The following is a 14,624-nucleotide window of genomic DNA, read 5'->3' as shown; positions in this document are numbered from 1 at the left end:
CGATCCTCCCCCGGCGGGGGAGGATCAGATGCGTGCTTATTCGGGCAGGAAATCGGGCACCGACAGATAGCGTTCGCCGGTGTCGTAATTGAACCCGAGCACGCGGCTGCCGGCGGGCAGTTCGGGCAGCTTTTGCGCGATCGCGGCCAGCGTTGCGCCCGAACTGATCCCCACCAGCAGGCCTTCGACGCGCGCGCTGCGGCGTGCCCATTCCTTGGCGTCGGCGGGATCGACCTGGATTGCCCCTTCGATCGACTGGGTGTGCAGGTTGCCGGGAATAAACCCTGCGCCAATGCCCTGGATCGGGTGCGGTGCGGGCTGACCACCCGAAATCACCGGCGACAGCGTGGGCTCTACCGCCCAGGCCTTGAGATCGGGCCAGGCCAGCTTCAACCGTTCGGCACAGCCGGTCAGGTGGCCGCCGGTGCCCACCCCGGTGATGATCGCATCGATCGGCGTATCGGCAAAATCGTTCAGGATCTCGATCGCGGTGGTGCGCACGTGCACCGCGATATTGGCCGGGTTTTCAAATTGTTGCGGGATCCACGCGCCGGGAATTTCATCCTGCAACTGGCGCGCGCGCTCGATGGCGCCCTTCATGCCCTTTTCACGCGGCGTCAGGTCGAATGTCGCGCCATAGGCCAGCATCAGGCGGCGGCGTTCGAGCGACATCGATTCGGGCATGACCAGGATCAGGCGATAGCCTTTGACCGCCGCCACCAGCGCCAGGCCGATGCCGGTGTTGCCCGAAGTCGGCTCGATGATCGTGCCGCCGGGCTTCAACGTGCCGTCGGCTTCGGCGGCTTCGATCATCGATAGCGCAATGCGATCCTTGATCGATCCGCCGGGATTTGATCGTTCGCTTTTGATCCAGACTTCGTGGTCGGGAAACAGCCGCGACAGCCGGATGTGCGGTGTCTGGCCAATGGTCGCAAGAACGGAATCCGCTTTCATGACGCATGCTCCTTCATAAGTGTTCAATCACGGGCATATGTGCTGGAAAAGCGCCGCGTGCGGCGCAGTTCGGGAAAGGCAAACGTCCACATCACAGTGATCAGCACCGCGCCAAGACCGCCGAACACCACGGCGCCGGTTGCACCGAGCAGCGCGGCGGCAAGCCCCGATTCCATTTCACCCAGTTCGTTCGATGCCGAAACGCACAGCCCCGAGATCGACGAAACGCGGCCGCGCATGGCATCGGGGGTGTGCAACTGGATCAGCGTATTGCGGATGAACACCGAGATCATGTCGGCCGCGCCGAGCACGGCCAGCAACACCATCGACAGCACCATATTGCGCGACAGGCCAAATCCCGCGGTGGCAATTCCGAAGGCGCCGACCGCCAACAACATGCGTGCGCCGACATCATGTTCGATTGGCCGCCGCGCGATGATCAGTCCGATCGCCGAGGCCCCCAGGCTGGGCATGGCCCGCATCAGGCCAAGCCCCAGCGATCCTACCGGATGCCCGTTCCACATCAGGATGTCGCGGGCATAGACCGGCAGCAGCGCGGTTGCCCCGCCCAGCAGCACCGCAAACAGATCGAGCGTCACACAGCCGAGCAAAAACCGGTCGCGCCACACGAAGGCCAGTCCGTCGCCCATCTGGCGCAACGGGTGGGTATCGCCGTTGCCAGGCGGCGGCGGCGCCGGGCGAATCCGCGCCGAACTGATCGCGGCAAGCAACAACAGCGCGGCCGACACTGCGTAGGCAAGCGCGGGATGGATCGCAAACAGCACGCCCGCCAGCGTCGGTCCGGCGACCGAGCCGATCTGCCACGACATTGCGCTGATCGCCACGGCGCGCGGCATCAGCGGGGCGGGTACGATATTGGGCGCGATGGCACTTTGCGCGGGGCCGATGAAGGTGCGCACCGCACCATGCAGCGCGGCGATGCCGAACAGCGCCGGCAAAGTCAGCAGCGCAAACCAGGTGCCCAGCGTAAGCGCCAGTGCAACCAGAGCGTCGAGCATCAGCCCCAGAACGACGATGTTCCGCCGGTCAAAGCGGTCGGCCAGCACGCCGGCGATGGGGGCCAGCAGGATCTGCGGCAGAAACTGGACCAGTCCGAACAGGCCAAGCTGAAACGCCGCGGCACGGATCGACATGCCATAGGACCCACGCGCCAGGTCGTACAATTGATAGCCCAGCACGACGACCATGCCGCTGATCGCAAAGACGGACGCGCATCGCGCCAGCCAGAATCGACGGTAATCGGCAATCGCCAGAGGATGCGCGGGCAGGGCGGGGGACGTTTCAGTGATCACGTGCGTGGCATGGCAGCGCCGCGCCGCGTTGCCAAGCGATCAAAAGTATTGCGCCTAAAATCTCAACTGAAAAAGTTGATATTTATGTCTCAGTGGGGCGATCGCAGCCGCGGGTTGGGCTGCAGCGATTTGATCATCTTGGCAAAATCATCGATTCGCACGATCCGTTCGAACTGGAAACCGGACCGATCGTGGTCGCTCCACACCAGGAATGCTTCGATCCGGCCAATATGCGGCAGGCGAATCGTCAGGCGTTCGCCGCGATCAAGATCGAGCGGGCCGCGCACCATGAACCCGGTGGTCGACACATTGATCAGGTTCAGCATGATATCGCCGATGCGGCGGTGTTCGCCGATCAGCGGCAGATCCACCGGATGACGGGTCGAACGGCGTTGATCGGTGACTGACAATTGAGCCCCGGCGGACATCGTTCCTCCTCCTCTTTGGATCCTGACACGCGCACCGGCGGCGCGGGTGAACCGACTGGCAGGTGCCCGATCATATTCATCCGAAATGGCTACTATTTGGTAAAATCCCGGCGATTTATTGCCGGGCGCGGCAGCGAGCTGCCGACAAACACCTGTCATCGGGTCATAAATGCCCCGATGCGGGACACCGGGGCATGGTTTATGAACCGGATCGGGACTGGCGCCTATTCCGCGCGCAGGATGCCGTGCTTTTTCTTGCCCGCCGAAAGCCGGGCTTCGTTGCCATGCAGCATGATTCGGTGGTTTTCGTCGCTGACGGGCTGACCATCGAGTCGCGCTCCGCCGCCGGCAATCAGGCGTTTGGCTTCACCCCGGCTGGCGGCAAAGCCCAATGCGATCAGCGCGTCGATCACGCCGATACCGTCGGCGCCGACGCCAACCGTGGGCAGATCCTGGCCCAGCCCATCGCCCGCAAACGTGGCGGCGGCGGTTGCCTGCGCAGCCTGGGCGGCCTCGTCCCCGCGCACCAACCGCGTCACTTCGTTGGCCAGCACGATTTTGGCAGCGTTGATCTCGCTTCCGGGCAGCGCCTCAAGCCGCGCAACCTCGGCCAGCGGCAGATCGGTGAACAGACGCAGGAACCGGCCGACATCGCGATCATCGACATTGCGCCAATATTGCCAGAAATCGTAGCCTGGCAGCATGTCATCGTTGAGCCAGACCGCGCCGTTGACGCTTTTGCCCATTTTCGACCCGTCGGCTGCGGTCAACAGCGGGGTGGTCACACCAAACACCTCTACGCCGTCCATGCGCCGGGTCAGTTCGATGCCGTTGACAATGTTGCCCCACTGGTCCGACCCGCCCATCTGCAACCGGCAGCCATAGCGGTTGGACAGTTCGCGGAAATCGTATCCCTGCAGGATCATATAGTTGAATTCGAGAAAGCTGAGTGATTGTTCACGGTCCAGCCGGGTCTTCACCGAATCAAAGCTGAGCATGCGATTGACGCTGAAATGCTGCCCCACTTCGCGCAGGAACGCGATATAGCCCAGCTTGTCCAGCCATTCGGCATTGTCGACGATGATCGCATCGGTGGGACCATCGCCAAAGGTCAGGAACCGTTCGAACACGCGTCGGATGCTGGCGACGTTTTGCGCGATAACGTCGTCGGTCAACAGCTTGCGCGCTTCGTCCTTGAAGCTTGGATCGCCGATCTTGCCAGTTCCGCCACCCATCACCACGATCGGTTTGTGGCCGGCCTGCTGCAGCCGCCGCAGCAGCATGATCTGCACCAGCGATCCGACGTGCAGCGATGGCGCGGTGGGATCGAAGCCGATATAGCCCGGCACAACCTGCTGCAACGCAAGGCGGTCAAGCGCTGCCGCGTCGGTCATCTGGTGGACATAGCCACGCTCATCGAGCAGGCGGAGAAGATCGGACTGGTATGAGGTCATGACACTCTTTTTCGTGAACAGCGTCGCGCCTAGCATGGAGCAACAGGCTTGAAAACGTTCGAGCTGCTTTCCCACCCGTTGCACCCGCCTTCGCGTGTGCGCAGCGTGCAGGCGCGGATCGTGTCGCACGATGCCAACTGGTGTGTGCTGCGCTGGAAGGTGGATGGCGCGGCCGACCTGGTGGTGCCGGCCTTTGCCGGGCAAGCGCGGCGCGATGGCCTGTGGCAGACCACCTGTTTTGAACTTTTCCTCAAAGCGGACGAGCCTGGGGTGGGGTCGTCTGGCGGAGTGCATGCCGTGCCGGCGGTCGAACGGCACTCTGCCACCCGTTGCCCGAGCGACCAGGGGTATTGCGAATTCAACTTTTCCCCCTCGGAACGCTGGGCGGCTTATGATTTCACTGGCTATCGCACCGGCATGAGCCCCCGCGCGATGGCGCGTCCGCCGGTGATCACCCCGCGCCGGGGCGGCAACGTGCTGTTCTGCGATGTGGCGATTGCTGTCGAAACCCTGCCGCCGCTGCCCTGGCGCTATGGCCTGACCGCGGTGCTGGAAGAGGCGGGCGGTGGAACATCGTACTGGGCCATCGCGCATGCCGGTGAACGGCCCGATTTCCACGATCCGGCTTGCCTTGGCGCATGGCTTGCGGCACCGGATCACCCATGACAGTCCTGTTTGGTATCGATCGCCTGTTGGCCGACCCCGCGCTGCGCCAGCCGCTGGTGGGCAAACGTGTTGCCCTGGTGGCGCATCCCGCCTCGGTCACGCATGACCTGACCCATTCGCTCGACGCGCTGGCGGCCATGCCCGAGATCACGCTGAGCGCGGCATTTGGCCCGCAGCACGGGTTGAAGGGCGACAAGCAGGACAATATGGTGGAATCGCCCGATTTCATCGACCCCGATCATCATATTCCGGTGTTCAGCCTTTACGGCGAAGTGCGCCGGCCCACCGCGGCCATGATCGACACCGCCGATGTGTTCCTGTTCGATCTGCAGGACCTGGGCTGCCGGATCTATACCTTTGTCACCACACTGCTCTATCTGCTCGAGGCGGTTTCGGGCAGCGGCAAGGCAGTGTGGGTGCTCGACCGGCCCAATCCCGCCGGGCGACCGGTGGAAGGGACAACGTTGCTGCCAGGCCACGAAAGCTTTGTCGGCGCGGGGCCGATGCCGATGCGCCACGGGCTGACGCTGGGCGAAATGGGCCGCTGGTTCATCGATCACTACAAACTGGATGTGGAATATCGCGTGATCGCGATGGAGGGCTGGGCGCCCGACGCCGGGCCTGGTTTTGGCTGGCCCGACAGCCGTGTGTGGATCAACCCTTCGCCCAATGCGGCCAGCCTCAACATGGCACGCGCCTATGCCGGCACCGTGATGATCGAGGGGGCAACGCTGTCCGAAGGGCGCGGCACAACGCGCCCGCTCGAGGTGCTGTTTGGCGCGCCCGATGTGAACGCGCGTGCGGTGCTGGCTGAAATGCAGGCACTGGCCCCGCAATGGCTGGCCGGATGCGCGTTGCGCGAATGCTGGTTCGAACCTACGTTTCACAAACATGTCCATCAGGCCTGTTCGGCGCTGATGATCCATGCCGAGGCGCCGTTTTACGACCACGCCGCGTTTCGCCCGTGGCGCTTGCAGGCGCTGGCGTTCAAGGCGATCCGTCGGCTGTACCCCGATTATGCGCTGTGGCGCGATTTTCCCTATGAATACGTGCTCGACCGGCTGGCGATCGATGTGATCAACGGCGGCCCGGGTCTGCGCGAATGGGTCGACGATGCGCGCGCTTTGCCCGGCGATCTTGAGGCAATGGCTGCGCCCGACGAAGCCGCGTGGATCGCCCGGACCAGCGAACTTCGCCTCTACTAGGGGATCATCCGCGCATGGCGCTGCTGTTTCGTCTTTACGGTTCGGCCAGGCCTTCGCCCGAGGTTCAGGCATGGTTCGCCGCCGATCTCGATGGATTGCGCGCACTGACGCGGCGCTGGTTCGACCATATGTGCGCCTGCGGGCCGGATGTGCGCCAGATCATGCACGACGGCCACGCCACCGCCTGCATCGGCGATGTTGCGTTTGCGCATGTCAAAGCCTTTGCCGCGCATGCCAATGTCGGCTTTTTCCACGGGGTCGATCTGCCCGATCCGGCCGGCCTGCTTGAAGGCACCGGCAAACGCATGCGCCACGTCAAGCTGCGCCCCGCGCGCCCGGTCGACGAAGCAGCGCTGCGCGCGCTGATCGACGCGGCCTATCGCGACATCGGGCAGCGGCTGGCGGCCGACACCCAAGACAGCGCCTGATCAGCCGGCGGTCAGCGGGGTGGTCGCAATCTTGCGCCGGATGCTCATCGGCGCGCTTTCAGGCAGGAACAGCATGGCCGCCAGGCCCATGCAGGCAATGCCCATCATGTACCATTCCAGCACCGCCGCATTGCCCGTCCTGTGCAGCAGCCAGGCCAGATTGAACTGGGTCGTGCCGCCCATGGTCGTGACCGGGATGGTATAGACCAGCGCAAAGGCGCGCGCGCGCATGTGGCGCGGCAGGCTTTCGCTGACGGCGGTAAACGCCGCCGAAAAGGGCATCGTGCCCAGGCCCGACAGTACGATGTTCAGCGTCAGGAACGCGGCCACGGTGGGGGTTGCGAAAAACCAGGCAAACATCGGCATGATCATCAGCACGAACGCCAGTTGCGGCCAGATCATCGCGGGCCGCCTGCCGACTTTGTCGCTCAGCCATCCGCCGATGATCGCGGTGATCATGCCTGCAGCATTGTTCGACAGATCGCCCGCCATCCCGACCCACACCGGCAGGTGCAGATTGGCCTGCGCATAAGTGCCCATATACAGAAAGATATAGGTGGTGGTGGTGCCCGCGCCGATGATCAGCATGCCCAGGATCACGATGCGGGCAAAGCCGCCTGGTGTGGCGCTCAGGCTTTCGGCCTCGGTCATCGGCGCATCGTGATGCACCGGATGATCGGGCAGACTGCGCCGGACGATCAGCGCAAACGGCAGGATCGATGTGCCCAGCAACAGCGCCACGCGCCAGCCATATCGGCCAAGCTGATCGTCGCTGAGCCACAGGCTGAGTACGAACGCCACCAGCGCGCCTGCGGTAAACGCGATCATCTGGCTGGAATTCTGCCAGCTCGAGGCCCAGCCGCGGCGTTCGGGCGGCACCGATTCGAGCATATACGTCGTCGCCGCACCCACTTCGCCGCCCAGCGCAAAGCCCTGCGCCAGCCGCGCCACGATCGCCAGGATCGGCGCGGCAATGCCGATCGTGGCATAGCCCGGGGTGCAGGCCAGCAGGACGATGCCGACCCCCATCAGCAGCAGCGAAAGGAACATGCCCTTCTTGCGCCCGTGCCGGTCGGCATAACCGCCGATCACCCAGGCCCCGAGTGGCCGCGCGCCAAAGCCTGCGCCAAACGTGGCAAGCGATCCCAGCAGGCTGAGATAGGCGCTGCTCGACGGAAAGAACGTGTGCCCGATCTGGATCGCGAAATAGGCGTATGTCACGAAATCATAGAATTCGAGCGCATTGCCGCAGGTCGCTGCGACAACCGCGCGACGGGCAAGGCGGGGATCATGCGCAGTGGCGTGCATTCGGGTCCTTACTGTCAAATCCGCTCGATTGCAGCGCAAAGGGGTGCGCGCCGCGGTCCGCGCATTGCCGGTTTAGTGCGCTTTGCGCCCGCCAGGTCAAGACCGTGGCTCAGCCCTTCTTGCGCGTCAGTTCGCGCATGGCCGCGTCAAGCCCCTGCAGTGTCAGCGGGTGCATCGATCCGCCCACCAGATCCTTCATCATCTTGGTCGATTGCGAATAGGTCCACTGCTTTTCGGGCACGGGGTTCAGCCAGACGGTCGCGGGATACGTCGTTGCCACGCGGTGCATCCACACCGCACCGGCCTCTTCGTTGAAATGTTCGACCGATCCGCCCGGGTGGGTAATTTCATACGGGCTCATCGCGGCGTCGCCGACAAACATCACTTTGTAATCATGACCGTATTTGTGCAGGATATCCCAGGTGGTGGTGCGTTCGGCCCAGCGGCGGCGATTGTCCTTCCACACGCCTTCGTACAGGCAGTTGTGGAAATAGAAAAATTCCAGGTTCTTGAATTCGGCGGTGGCTGCGCTGAACAGTTCCTCGACCAGCTTGATAAACGGGTCCATCGATCCGCCGACATCGAGAAACAGCAGCAGTTTGACCGCATTGTGCCGTTCGGGACGCATGCGGATATCGAGCCAGCCCTGCCGCGCGGTGCCTTCGATCGTTGCATCCAGGTCAAGCTCGTCGGCGGCGCCCTCGCGCGCGAAACGGCGCAGGCGGCGCAGCGCGACCTTGATATTGCGCGTGCCCAGTTCGCGCGTGTTGTCCAGGTTCTGGAACGCGCGCTGTTCCCATACCTTGATCGCCTTGCCGTGTTTGGCTTCGCCGCCGATACGCACGCCTTCGGGGTTGTAGCCCGAGTTGCCATAAGGGCTGGTGCCGCCGGTGCCGACCCATTTGTTGCCGCCCTGGTGGCGCTTTTCCTGTTCCTCAAGCCGCTTTTTCAGCGTCTCCATGATCTCGTCCCACGATCCCATTTTCTGGATCGCGGCCATTTCCTCTTCGGTCAGGAATTTTTCGGCAACCGCCTTGAGCCAATCCTCGGGCACGTCGACCGGGCGCTGCGCATAATCGGACAGCAGGCCCTTGAACACTTTGTTGAACACCTGGTCGAACCGGTCGAGCAGGCCTTCGTCCTTCACGAAGGTGGCGCGCGACAGGTAATAGAACGCCTCGGGCGTGCGATCGATCACCTCTTTGTCGAGCGCCTCGAGCAGCACCAGGTGCTCTTTGAAGCTGGCCTGGATTCCGGCGGCGCGCAGTTCATCGATGAAGTTGAAGAACATCGGTTCAGCCTTGTGGAGCGGGTGCGGGCGGCGGGGGCTGGCGCGCGAAGCGTTCGAGATCGGGATCGAACACCGCCCAGGCCGGAGCCTCGTCGGTCCAGATGACCGCCTGCGGCGCCAGATCATGCGGTTGGTCGATCACGCCGATGCGCAGCGTCCTGATATGCGGCCGGGCCGAACTTTGCGCATAGATTTGCGTGCCGCAGGCGGGGCAAAAATGAAACGCCAGCGTGTTGCCGCTGGCTGCGGTCCACGTCGATGTGCCCAACACGCCGTCGATCTGCACGGTGTCGGTTGGAAACATCGCGTTGTTGGTGGGCCCGCCTGCGGCAAGTGTCTGGCATTGGCGGCACCAGCACTGGCGCGCCATCAAGGGTTTGCCATCGATCTGCAGCGTCACCGCGCCGCAGGCGCATCGTCCGGTATAGGTCATGACCGCCACGCTCCAGGATCAGCCGTTGCGCCGCGCCATGAAGGCCAGCCGTTCGAACAGCATGATATCCTGTTCGTTTTTCAGCAGCGCCCCGTGCAGCGGCGGGATCGCCTTGGTCGGATCGCGGTTCTGCAACACGTCAAGCGGCATGTCTTCGTTCAGCAGCAGCTTCAGCCAGTCGAGCAGTTCGGATGTGCTGGGCTTTTTCTTCAGGCCCGGCACGTCGCGCACTTCGTAGAACACCTCCATCGCCTTGGCGATCAGGGTGCGCTGGATGCCGGGGAAGTGCACATCGATGATCGCCTGCATCGTGTCGCGATCGGGAAACTTGATATAGTGAAAGAAACAGCGGCGCAAAAACGCGTCGGGCAGTTCCTTTTCATTGTTCGACGTGATCACCACGATCGGGCGTTCGACGGCAGTGATCCGTTCCTGCGTTTCATAGACGTCGAAGCTCATCCGGTCGAGTTCCTGCAACAGGTCGTTGGGAAACTCGATGTCGGCCTTGTCGATTTCGTCGATCAGCAGCACGGGCAGCTGGGGCGCGGTAAACGCCTCCCACAGCTTGCCCTTTTTGATATAATTCTTGATGTCGTGGACGCGTTCGTCGCCCAGCTGGCCATCGCGCAGGCGGGCAACCGCATCGTATTCATACAGGCCCTGCTGTGCTTTGGTGGTCGATTTCACGTTCCATTCGATCAACGGCGCGCCCACCGCCTTGGCAATTTCGTGGGCCAGCACGGTCTTGCCGGTGCCGGGTTCGCCTTTGACCAGCAAAGGGCGGCGCAGCAGCACCGCGGCATTCACCGCAACTTTCAGATCATCGGTGGCGACGTAATTGCTGGTGCCTTCAAAACGCATCGATCTGTCCTGACCCATTTAACCAAGTGATTAAGCGTATCGCCCCCGGGCGCGCGGGGCAAGACCTGTCGCAAAAAGTCGCGGGGGCAGCAAAACGGTTGCATCCAGGGTGGGGCCTTGGCAGGGCGGGGCAAGGGGGCTTGTGGTTTGAAACGTTTTGACGGGTGATGGACTCTTCCCTGCTGCCACCTGACCTGAATCCCGCGTTCGAGGTGCCGGGCCGTTATGGCCCGCCGCGCCAGGCGCGGCTCGTCGCGGCGTTGATGGCGCTGGGCGTGACCGTGTTCATGGTGCTGGTGCTGCTGTATATGGCGGTGCTCCACGACCAGGGGCACAAGGACAAGTCGATCCTGACAGCGTTGCAGTTGACCCCAAAGCCCGAGGAAAAGGTGCCGCCTGCGCATCCGGCGTCGCGCGATCCCGACACGCCGCAGCGGACCGCGCCTGCAGCCACCACCAAGCTGCCGCCCAGAATTGACGTCAAGAACCCCGAAAAAGTCGAATGGCCCGAAGGGTTCATCCACACCGATCACACCGCGATGGCCAATTCGGATATTTCCAAGATCCATTCGGGCGTGGCGCCGGGCAATGCCCAGGCGTCGGGCGGGGGCGGGCGTGGCGAAGGCGACGGGCCCGACAGCCGCGGCTATTACCGCGGTGACTGGTATCGCAAGCCGCGCATGGCCGAACTTGAACCCTATTGGCCGGTTGAAAAGCGCAAGACCGGCTGGGGTGATATCGTCTGCCGCACTGCGCCGCATTACCATGTCGAAGATTGCCGCCAGCTCGGCGATTCCGAACCCAACCTGGGGCTGTCGCGGGCGTTGCGCGAAGCATCGTGGCAATGGCTGGTGCGCCCGCCCAAGCACGGCAGCGAAGACATGATCGGCGTGTGGGTGACGATCCGGTGGTACCAGACCATGCGCAAGGCCGGCGAAGACGAAGATGGCCCGAAAACCGGTGAATCGCCCTGAGACCCGGTTGACGCAGAAAATCGTTACGCGTCGATCAGGTCGGGGTCGATGTCGGCGGCGCGGTTCTGGATGAACATGAAGCGGTGCTCGGGGTTGCGGCCCATCAGGCGGTCGACCAGATCCTTGATAGCGTGGCGCTGTTCGTGCGCTTCGGGCAGGGTCACGCGCAACAACGAGCGGCTGGCCGGTGCCATCGTCGTTTCGCGCAATTGCGAAGGGTTCATTTCGCCCAGCCCCTTGAACCGGCCCACTTCGACCTTGCGGCCCTTGAACACGGTCGCTTCGAGTTCGGCACGGTGCGCATCGTCGCGGGCATAAGCGCTGGTGGTGCCCGCGGTCAGACGATAAAGCGGCGGTTGCGCCAGATAGAGATGCCCTTTGCGCACCAGATCGGGCATTTCCTGAAAAAAGAACGTCATCAGCAGTGTGGCAATATGCGCGCCATCGACATCGGCATCGGTCATGATGATCACACGGTCGTAGCGCAGTGCATCGGCGTTGCAGTCCTTGCGCGTGCCGCAGCCCAGCGCCAGCGACAGGTCGGCGATTTCCTGGTTGGCGCGGATCTTGTCATTGGTGGCGGACGCCACGTTGAGGATCTTGCCCCGGATCGGCAGGATCGCCTGGGTCTTGCGATCGCGCGCCTGTTTGGCGCTGCCGCCGGCGCTGTCGCCTTCGACGATGAACAGTTCGGTTTCGGCATCGCCTTCACCGGTGCAATCGGTCAATTTGCCCGGCAGGCGCAGCTTGCGCGAATTGGTCGCGGTCTTGCGCTTGATCTCGCGCTCGGCCTTGCGGCGCAGGCGCTCGTCCATGCGGTCCATCACCGCACCCAGCAGGGCGCGACCGCGATCCATGTTGTCGGTCAGGAAATGGTCGAAATGGTCGCGCACCGCCATTTCGACCATGCGCGCCGCCTCGGGACTGGTCAGCCGATCCTTGGTCTGGCTTTGGAACTGCGGATCGCGCACAAACACCGACAGCATGACTTCGCTGCCGGTGATCATGTCTTCGGGCGCGATGTCCTTGGCCTTTTTCTGGCCGATCAGTTCGCCAAATGCACGGATGCCCCGGGTCAGCGCCGCGCGCAGGCCCTGTTCGTGCGTGCCGCCATCGGGCGTGGGAATGGTGTTGCAGTAATAGCTGTAGGCCCCGTCGGACCACAGCGGCCAGGCGATCGCCCATTCGACCCGGCCCATTTCTTCACCCTGCGGGCCCGCCGGAAAATCCTGGCTGCCGGCAAAGGGCACCGTGGTCACGCATTCGCGCCCTGACACCTGTTCGGCCAGGTGATCGGCCAGACCGCCGGGAAACTGGAACGTCGCCTCGGCGGGCACATCCGCACTGGCCAGTGCCGGGGCGCATTTCCAGCGGATTTCGACACCGGCAAACAAATAGGCCTTTGACCGTGCCAGCCGGAACAGCCGCGCCGGTTTGAACCGGGCATCGTCACCAAAAATCGTGGCATCGGGGACAAAGGTCACCGTGGTGCCGCGCCGGTTGGGCGCGTTGCCGATGCGTTGCAGCGGCGCTTTGGCCAGGCCGCAGGAAAATTCCTGCGCATACAATTCCTTGTTGCGGGCAACCTCGATGCGGGTCAGCGTCGACAGCGCATTGACCACCGAAATGCCCACGCCGTGCAGGCCGCCCGATGTCGCATAGGCCTTGCCCGAAAACTTGCCGCCCGAATGGAGCGTGGTCAGGATGACTTCGAGCGCGGATTTGCCGGGATACTTGGGATGTTCGTCGACCGGGATGCCGCGCCCGTTGTCGCTGATGGTCACGCGCCCGGCGGCACCCGGTTCTTCTTCCAGCGTGATCTCGATCCGGTTGGCATGGCCGGCGACGGCCTCGTCCATCGCGTTGTCGAGCACTTCTGCGACCAGGTGATGCAGCGCACGTTCGTCGGTGCCACCGATATACATGCCGGGGCGCCGACGCACCGGTTCCAGCCCTTCGAGCACCTCGATCGCGGAACCATCGTAACTTTCTGCCGAAGAAGCAGGCGGCAGCTTTTCAAACAGATCATCAGCCATGCCCGCGGGCATAGCGGATCGGGGGAATCGCGCGCAAGGCAGGCCTGCTGCTTATCCCGCCTTTATTGCCGATAATCGTTCTGGGTGAAATGTTCGGGCGCGGGACTGACTTTGACGAATGTGCCGGTGCCGACCTCGCGCACTTCCAGCGCGCGTTCGGCAATGCCGAATTCGTTGAACCGGAACACCCCGTCGATGCCGATGAAGCCATCGCGGTCATACAGCTTGGCAGTGGGGAACAGCGTGCCGTCCTTCCACCCGCGCGCCACATTCAGTGTCAGCAGCACCGCGTCATACCCCAGCGTGGCAACCCGCGGCGGATGGCTGCCAAACCGCGAAAAGTACGACCGTTCGAACGTGCCGAAACGATCATCGGACACCGTGGCAAACCATCCGCCGCGCAGCGCCTTGCTTTGCGCGATGGCGCTTTCGCCCGCCCACAGTTCGGTGCCGAGCAGGCGCACGCCATTGGCAGACGGCGCGGCATAGGTCGCGATCCGCGCGCCATCGGCGATCAGGATCGCATCGACCTGGCCTTTGGCCTTGACCCGCCTGATCGCGCTGACCACCGACGTGTTGGTGCGTTCGTACGTTTCAATATCGGTCAGGCGCATGTTGCCGGCACGCGCAGCATTCGACAGGCCGGCCGCCACGCGTTGGCCATAGGCGCCTGCCGGAATGATCGCGCCGATCGCGGTAATCCCGTGCGCGCGGGCATAGGCGATCACGCGCGCCACCGATTGTCCCGGCACCTGGCCAAACACGAACACATCGCGCGCCGCCACCCCGGCATCGCTGGAAAAGGTGATCATCGGCACATGCGCGGGGCGGGCTACCGCCACCACGGCCGTCACATCTTCGGCATTCAGCGGCCCCAGGATCAGCTTGTTGCCATCGCCGATGGCCTTGGCCGCGGCGGGGCCGGCACCATTGGCGGTGTCATACGTGGTGATGCGCAGGTTCTTGGCATTGGTGTCGAGCAGCGCCTTGGTCGTGGCATTGGCGATGGCCTGGCCGACATTGGCATAGGCGCCGGTCATCGGCACCAGCAGGGCGATGCGATGCCGATCGGCATCGGTGGGCAGGACATTGGCCTGCGGTGCGACTTCGACCGGGCGCGGGGCAGGGGGCGCAGGCTTTGGCTTGGGCACCACGGCGCACCCGGCCAGCAGCGCGAGAAAGCCCGCCATCACTGCACGCCGGATCAGGCCGTTGTTGTTGCCGTGCTTGATCATCTGCTTGCCTCTTTCCCCTGCCCGGGTCCATGCAGGAC

14 protein-coding genes are annotated in these 14,624 nt (G+C 63.5%); 4 read left to right on the top strand and 10 right to left on the bottom strand.

Annotated elements, in window-relative coordinates; genetic code table 11:
* Positions 1 to 36 precede the first annotated feature (36 nt).
* From cysK to tyrS, 4 genes are all read right to left on the bottom strand, one after another.
* Entirely contained in the window at positions 37 to 954 is a 918-nt protein-coding gene (cysK, locus tag G404_RS0113250) for a cysteine synthase A (protein ID WP_028641516.1), read from the bottom strand.
* Between the two features lie 23 nt (positions 955 to 977).
* Positions 978 to 2,267 carry an MFS transporter gene (locus G404_RS0113245; protein WP_156906296.1) on the bottom strand — a complete coding sequence of 430 codons (1,290 nt, stop codon included), beginning with the start codon at positions 2,265 to 2,267 and terminating at the stop codon, positions 978 to 980.
* Positions 2,268 to 2,356: 89 nt separating this feature from the next.
* Positions 2,357 to 2,695, bottom strand: coding sequence for a pilus assembly protein PilZ (locus tag G404_RS0113240; RefSeq protein WP_028641514.1), 339 nt, complete (start codon positions 2,693 to 2,695; stop codon positions 2,357 to 2,359).
* A 224-nt stretch (positions 2,696 to 2,919) separates the two neighbouring features.
* Complete coding sequence (tyrS, locus tag G404_RS0113235) at positions 2,920 to 4,149, bottom strand: tyrosine--tRNA ligase (protein WP_028641513.1); 1,230 nt, start codon at positions 4,147 to 4,149, stop codon at positions 2,920 to 2,922.
* Between the two features lie 48 nt (positions 4,150 to 4,197).
* Here tyrS and G404_RS0113230 point away from each other — a divergent pair, with 48 nt between their 5' ends.
* The 3 genes from G404_RS0113230 to G404_RS19065 are packed head-to-tail and all read left to right on the top strand — an operon-like array spanning position 4,198 to position 6,448.
* Positions 4,198 to 4,815: a DOMON-like domain-containing protein gene (locus G404_RS0113230; RefSeq protein ID WP_028641512.1), complete on the top strand. Its 618-nt coding sequence runs from the start codon at positions 4,198 to 4,200 to the stop codon at positions 4,813 to 4,815.
* Positions 4,812 to 6,020, top strand: a complete 1,209-nt coding sequence (locus G404_RS0113225) for an exo-beta-N-acetylmuramidase NamZ family protein (RefSeq protein ID WP_036521407.1) — start codon at positions 4,812 to 4,814, stop codon at positions 6,018 to 6,020. Before G404_RS0113230 ends, G404_RS0113225 begins: the two co-directional genes overlap by 4 nt.
* Positions 6,021 to 6,034: 14 nt before the next feature.
* Positions 6,035 to 6,448: a DUF1801 domain-containing protein gene (locus G404_RS19065; RefSeq protein WP_036521405.1), complete on the top strand. Its 414-nt coding sequence runs from the start codon at positions 6,035 to 6,037 to the stop codon at positions 6,446 to 6,448.
* Here G404_RS19065 and G404_RS0113215 read toward each other — a convergent pair whose 3' ends face one another.
* The 4 genes from G404_RS0113215 to G404_RS0113200 all read right to left on the bottom strand — a co-directional run bounded on the left by G404_RS0113215 (position 6,449) and on the right by G404_RS0113200 (position 10,341).
* Positions 6,449 to 7,756 carry an MFS transporter gene (locus G404_RS0113215; RefSeq protein WP_028641510.1) on the bottom strand — a complete coding sequence of 436 codons (1,308 nt, stop codon included), beginning with the start codon at positions 7,754 to 7,756 and terminating at the stop codon, positions 6,449 to 6,451. It lies immediately after the preceding gene.
* A gap of 109 nt (positions 7,757 to 7,865) precedes the next feature.
* Positions 7,866 to 9,047: a vWA domain-containing protein gene (locus G404_RS0113210; RefSeq protein ID WP_028641509.1), complete on the bottom strand. Its 1,182-nt coding sequence runs from the start codon at positions 9,045 to 9,047 to the stop codon at positions 7,866 to 7,868.
* Between the two features lie 4 nt (positions 9,048 to 9,051).
* Positions 9,052 to 9,480, bottom strand: a complete 429-nt coding sequence (locus G404_RS0113205) for a GFA family protein (RefSeq protein ID WP_028641508.1) — start codon at positions 9,478 to 9,480, stop codon at positions 9,052 to 9,054.
* 18 nt (positions 9,481 to 9,498) lie between these two features.
* Positions 9,499 to 10,341, bottom strand: a complete 843-nt coding sequence (locus G404_RS0113200; protein WP_028641507.1) for an AAA family ATPase — start codon at positions 10,339 to 10,341, stop codon at positions 9,499 to 9,501.
* Between the two features lie 167 nt (positions 10,342 to 10,508).
* Here G404_RS0113200 and G404_RS19060 point away from each other — a divergent pair, with 167 nt between their 5' ends.
* Positions 10,509 to 11,315, top strand: a complete 807-nt coding sequence (locus tag G404_RS19060; protein ID WP_051280673.1) for a hypothetical protein — start codon at positions 10,509 to 10,511, stop codon at positions 11,313 to 11,315.
* A 23-nt stretch (positions 11,316 to 11,338) separates the two neighbouring features.
* On the opposite strand, the gene parE is transcribed toward G404_RS19060, so the two are convergent.
* Positions 11,339 to 13,351, bottom strand: a complete 2,013-nt coding sequence (gene parE / locus G404_RS0113190) for a DNA topoisomerase IV subunit B (RefSeq protein WP_028641506.1) — start codon at positions 13,349 to 13,351, stop codon at positions 11,339 to 11,341.
* A 62-nt stretch (positions 13,352 to 13,413) separates the two neighbouring features.
* Positions 13,414 to 14,586, bottom strand: coding sequence for a penicillin-binding protein activator (locus G404_RS0113185; protein WP_245584524.1), 1,173 nt, complete (start codon positions 14,584 to 14,586; stop codon positions 13,414 to 13,416).
* Between the last annotated feature and the right edge of the window lie 38 nt (positions 14,587 to 14,624).

The organism is Novosphingobium acidiphilum DSM 19966 (assembly GCF_000429005.1).
GTDB classification, from domain to species: Bacteria; Pseudomonadota; Alphaproteobacteria; order Sphingomonadales; family Sphingomonadaceae; genus Novosphingobium; species Novosphingobium acidiphilum.
The sequence above is the reverse complement of the archived record's forward strand: the minus strand, read 5'-3'. Positions and strand labels throughout refer to the sequence as shown.

Bases quoted from the DNA above. Each gene is read 5' to 3' on its own strand.
- cysK (WP_028641516.1), bottom strand. From the start codon at position 954: ATGAAAGCGGATTCCGTTCTTGCGACCATTGGCCAGACACCGCACATC.
- G404_RS0113240 (WP_028641514.1), bottom strand. From the start codon at position 2,695: ATGTCCGCCGGGGCTCAATTGTCAGTCACCGATCAACGCCGTTCGACC.
- tyrS (WP_028641513.1), bottom strand. From the start codon at position 4,149: ATGACCTCATACCAGTCCGATCTTCTCCGCCTGCTCGATGAGCGTGGC.
- G404_RS0113225 (WP_036521407.1), top strand. From the start codon at position 4,812: ATGACAGTCCTGTTTGGTATCGATCGCCTGTTGGCCGACCCCGCGCTG.
- G404_RS19065 (WP_036521405.1), top strand. From the start codon at position 6,035: ATGGCGCTGCTGTTTCGTCTTTACGGTTCGGCCAGGCCTTCGCCCGAG.
- G404_RS0113215 (WP_028641510.1), bottom strand. From the start codon at position 7,756: ATGCACGCCACTGCGCATGATCCCCGCCTTGCCCGTCGCGCGGTTGTC.
- G404_RS0113210 (WP_028641509.1), bottom strand. From the start codon at position 9,047: ATGTTCTTCAACTTCATCGATGAACTGCGCGCCGCCGGAATCCAGGCC.
- G404_RS0113205 (WP_028641508.1), bottom strand. From the start codon at position 9,480: ATGACCTATACCGGACGATGCGCCTGCGGCGCGGTGACGCTGCAGATC.
- G404_RS0113200 (WP_028641507.1), bottom strand. From the start codon at position 10,341: ATGCGTTTTGAAGGCACCAGCAATTACGTCGCCACCGATGATCTGAAA.
- G404_RS19060 (WP_051280673.1), top strand. From the start codon at position 10,509: ATGGACTCTTCCCTGCTGCCACCTGACCTGAATCCCGCGTTCGAGGTG.
- parE (WP_028641506.1), bottom strand. From the start codon at position 13,351: ATGGCTGATGATCTGTTTGAAAAGCTGCCGCCTGCTTCTTCGGCAGAA.
- G404_RS0113185 (WP_245584524.1), bottom strand. From the start codon at position 14,586: ATGATCAAGCACGGCAACAACAACGGCCTGATCCGGCGTGCAGTGATG.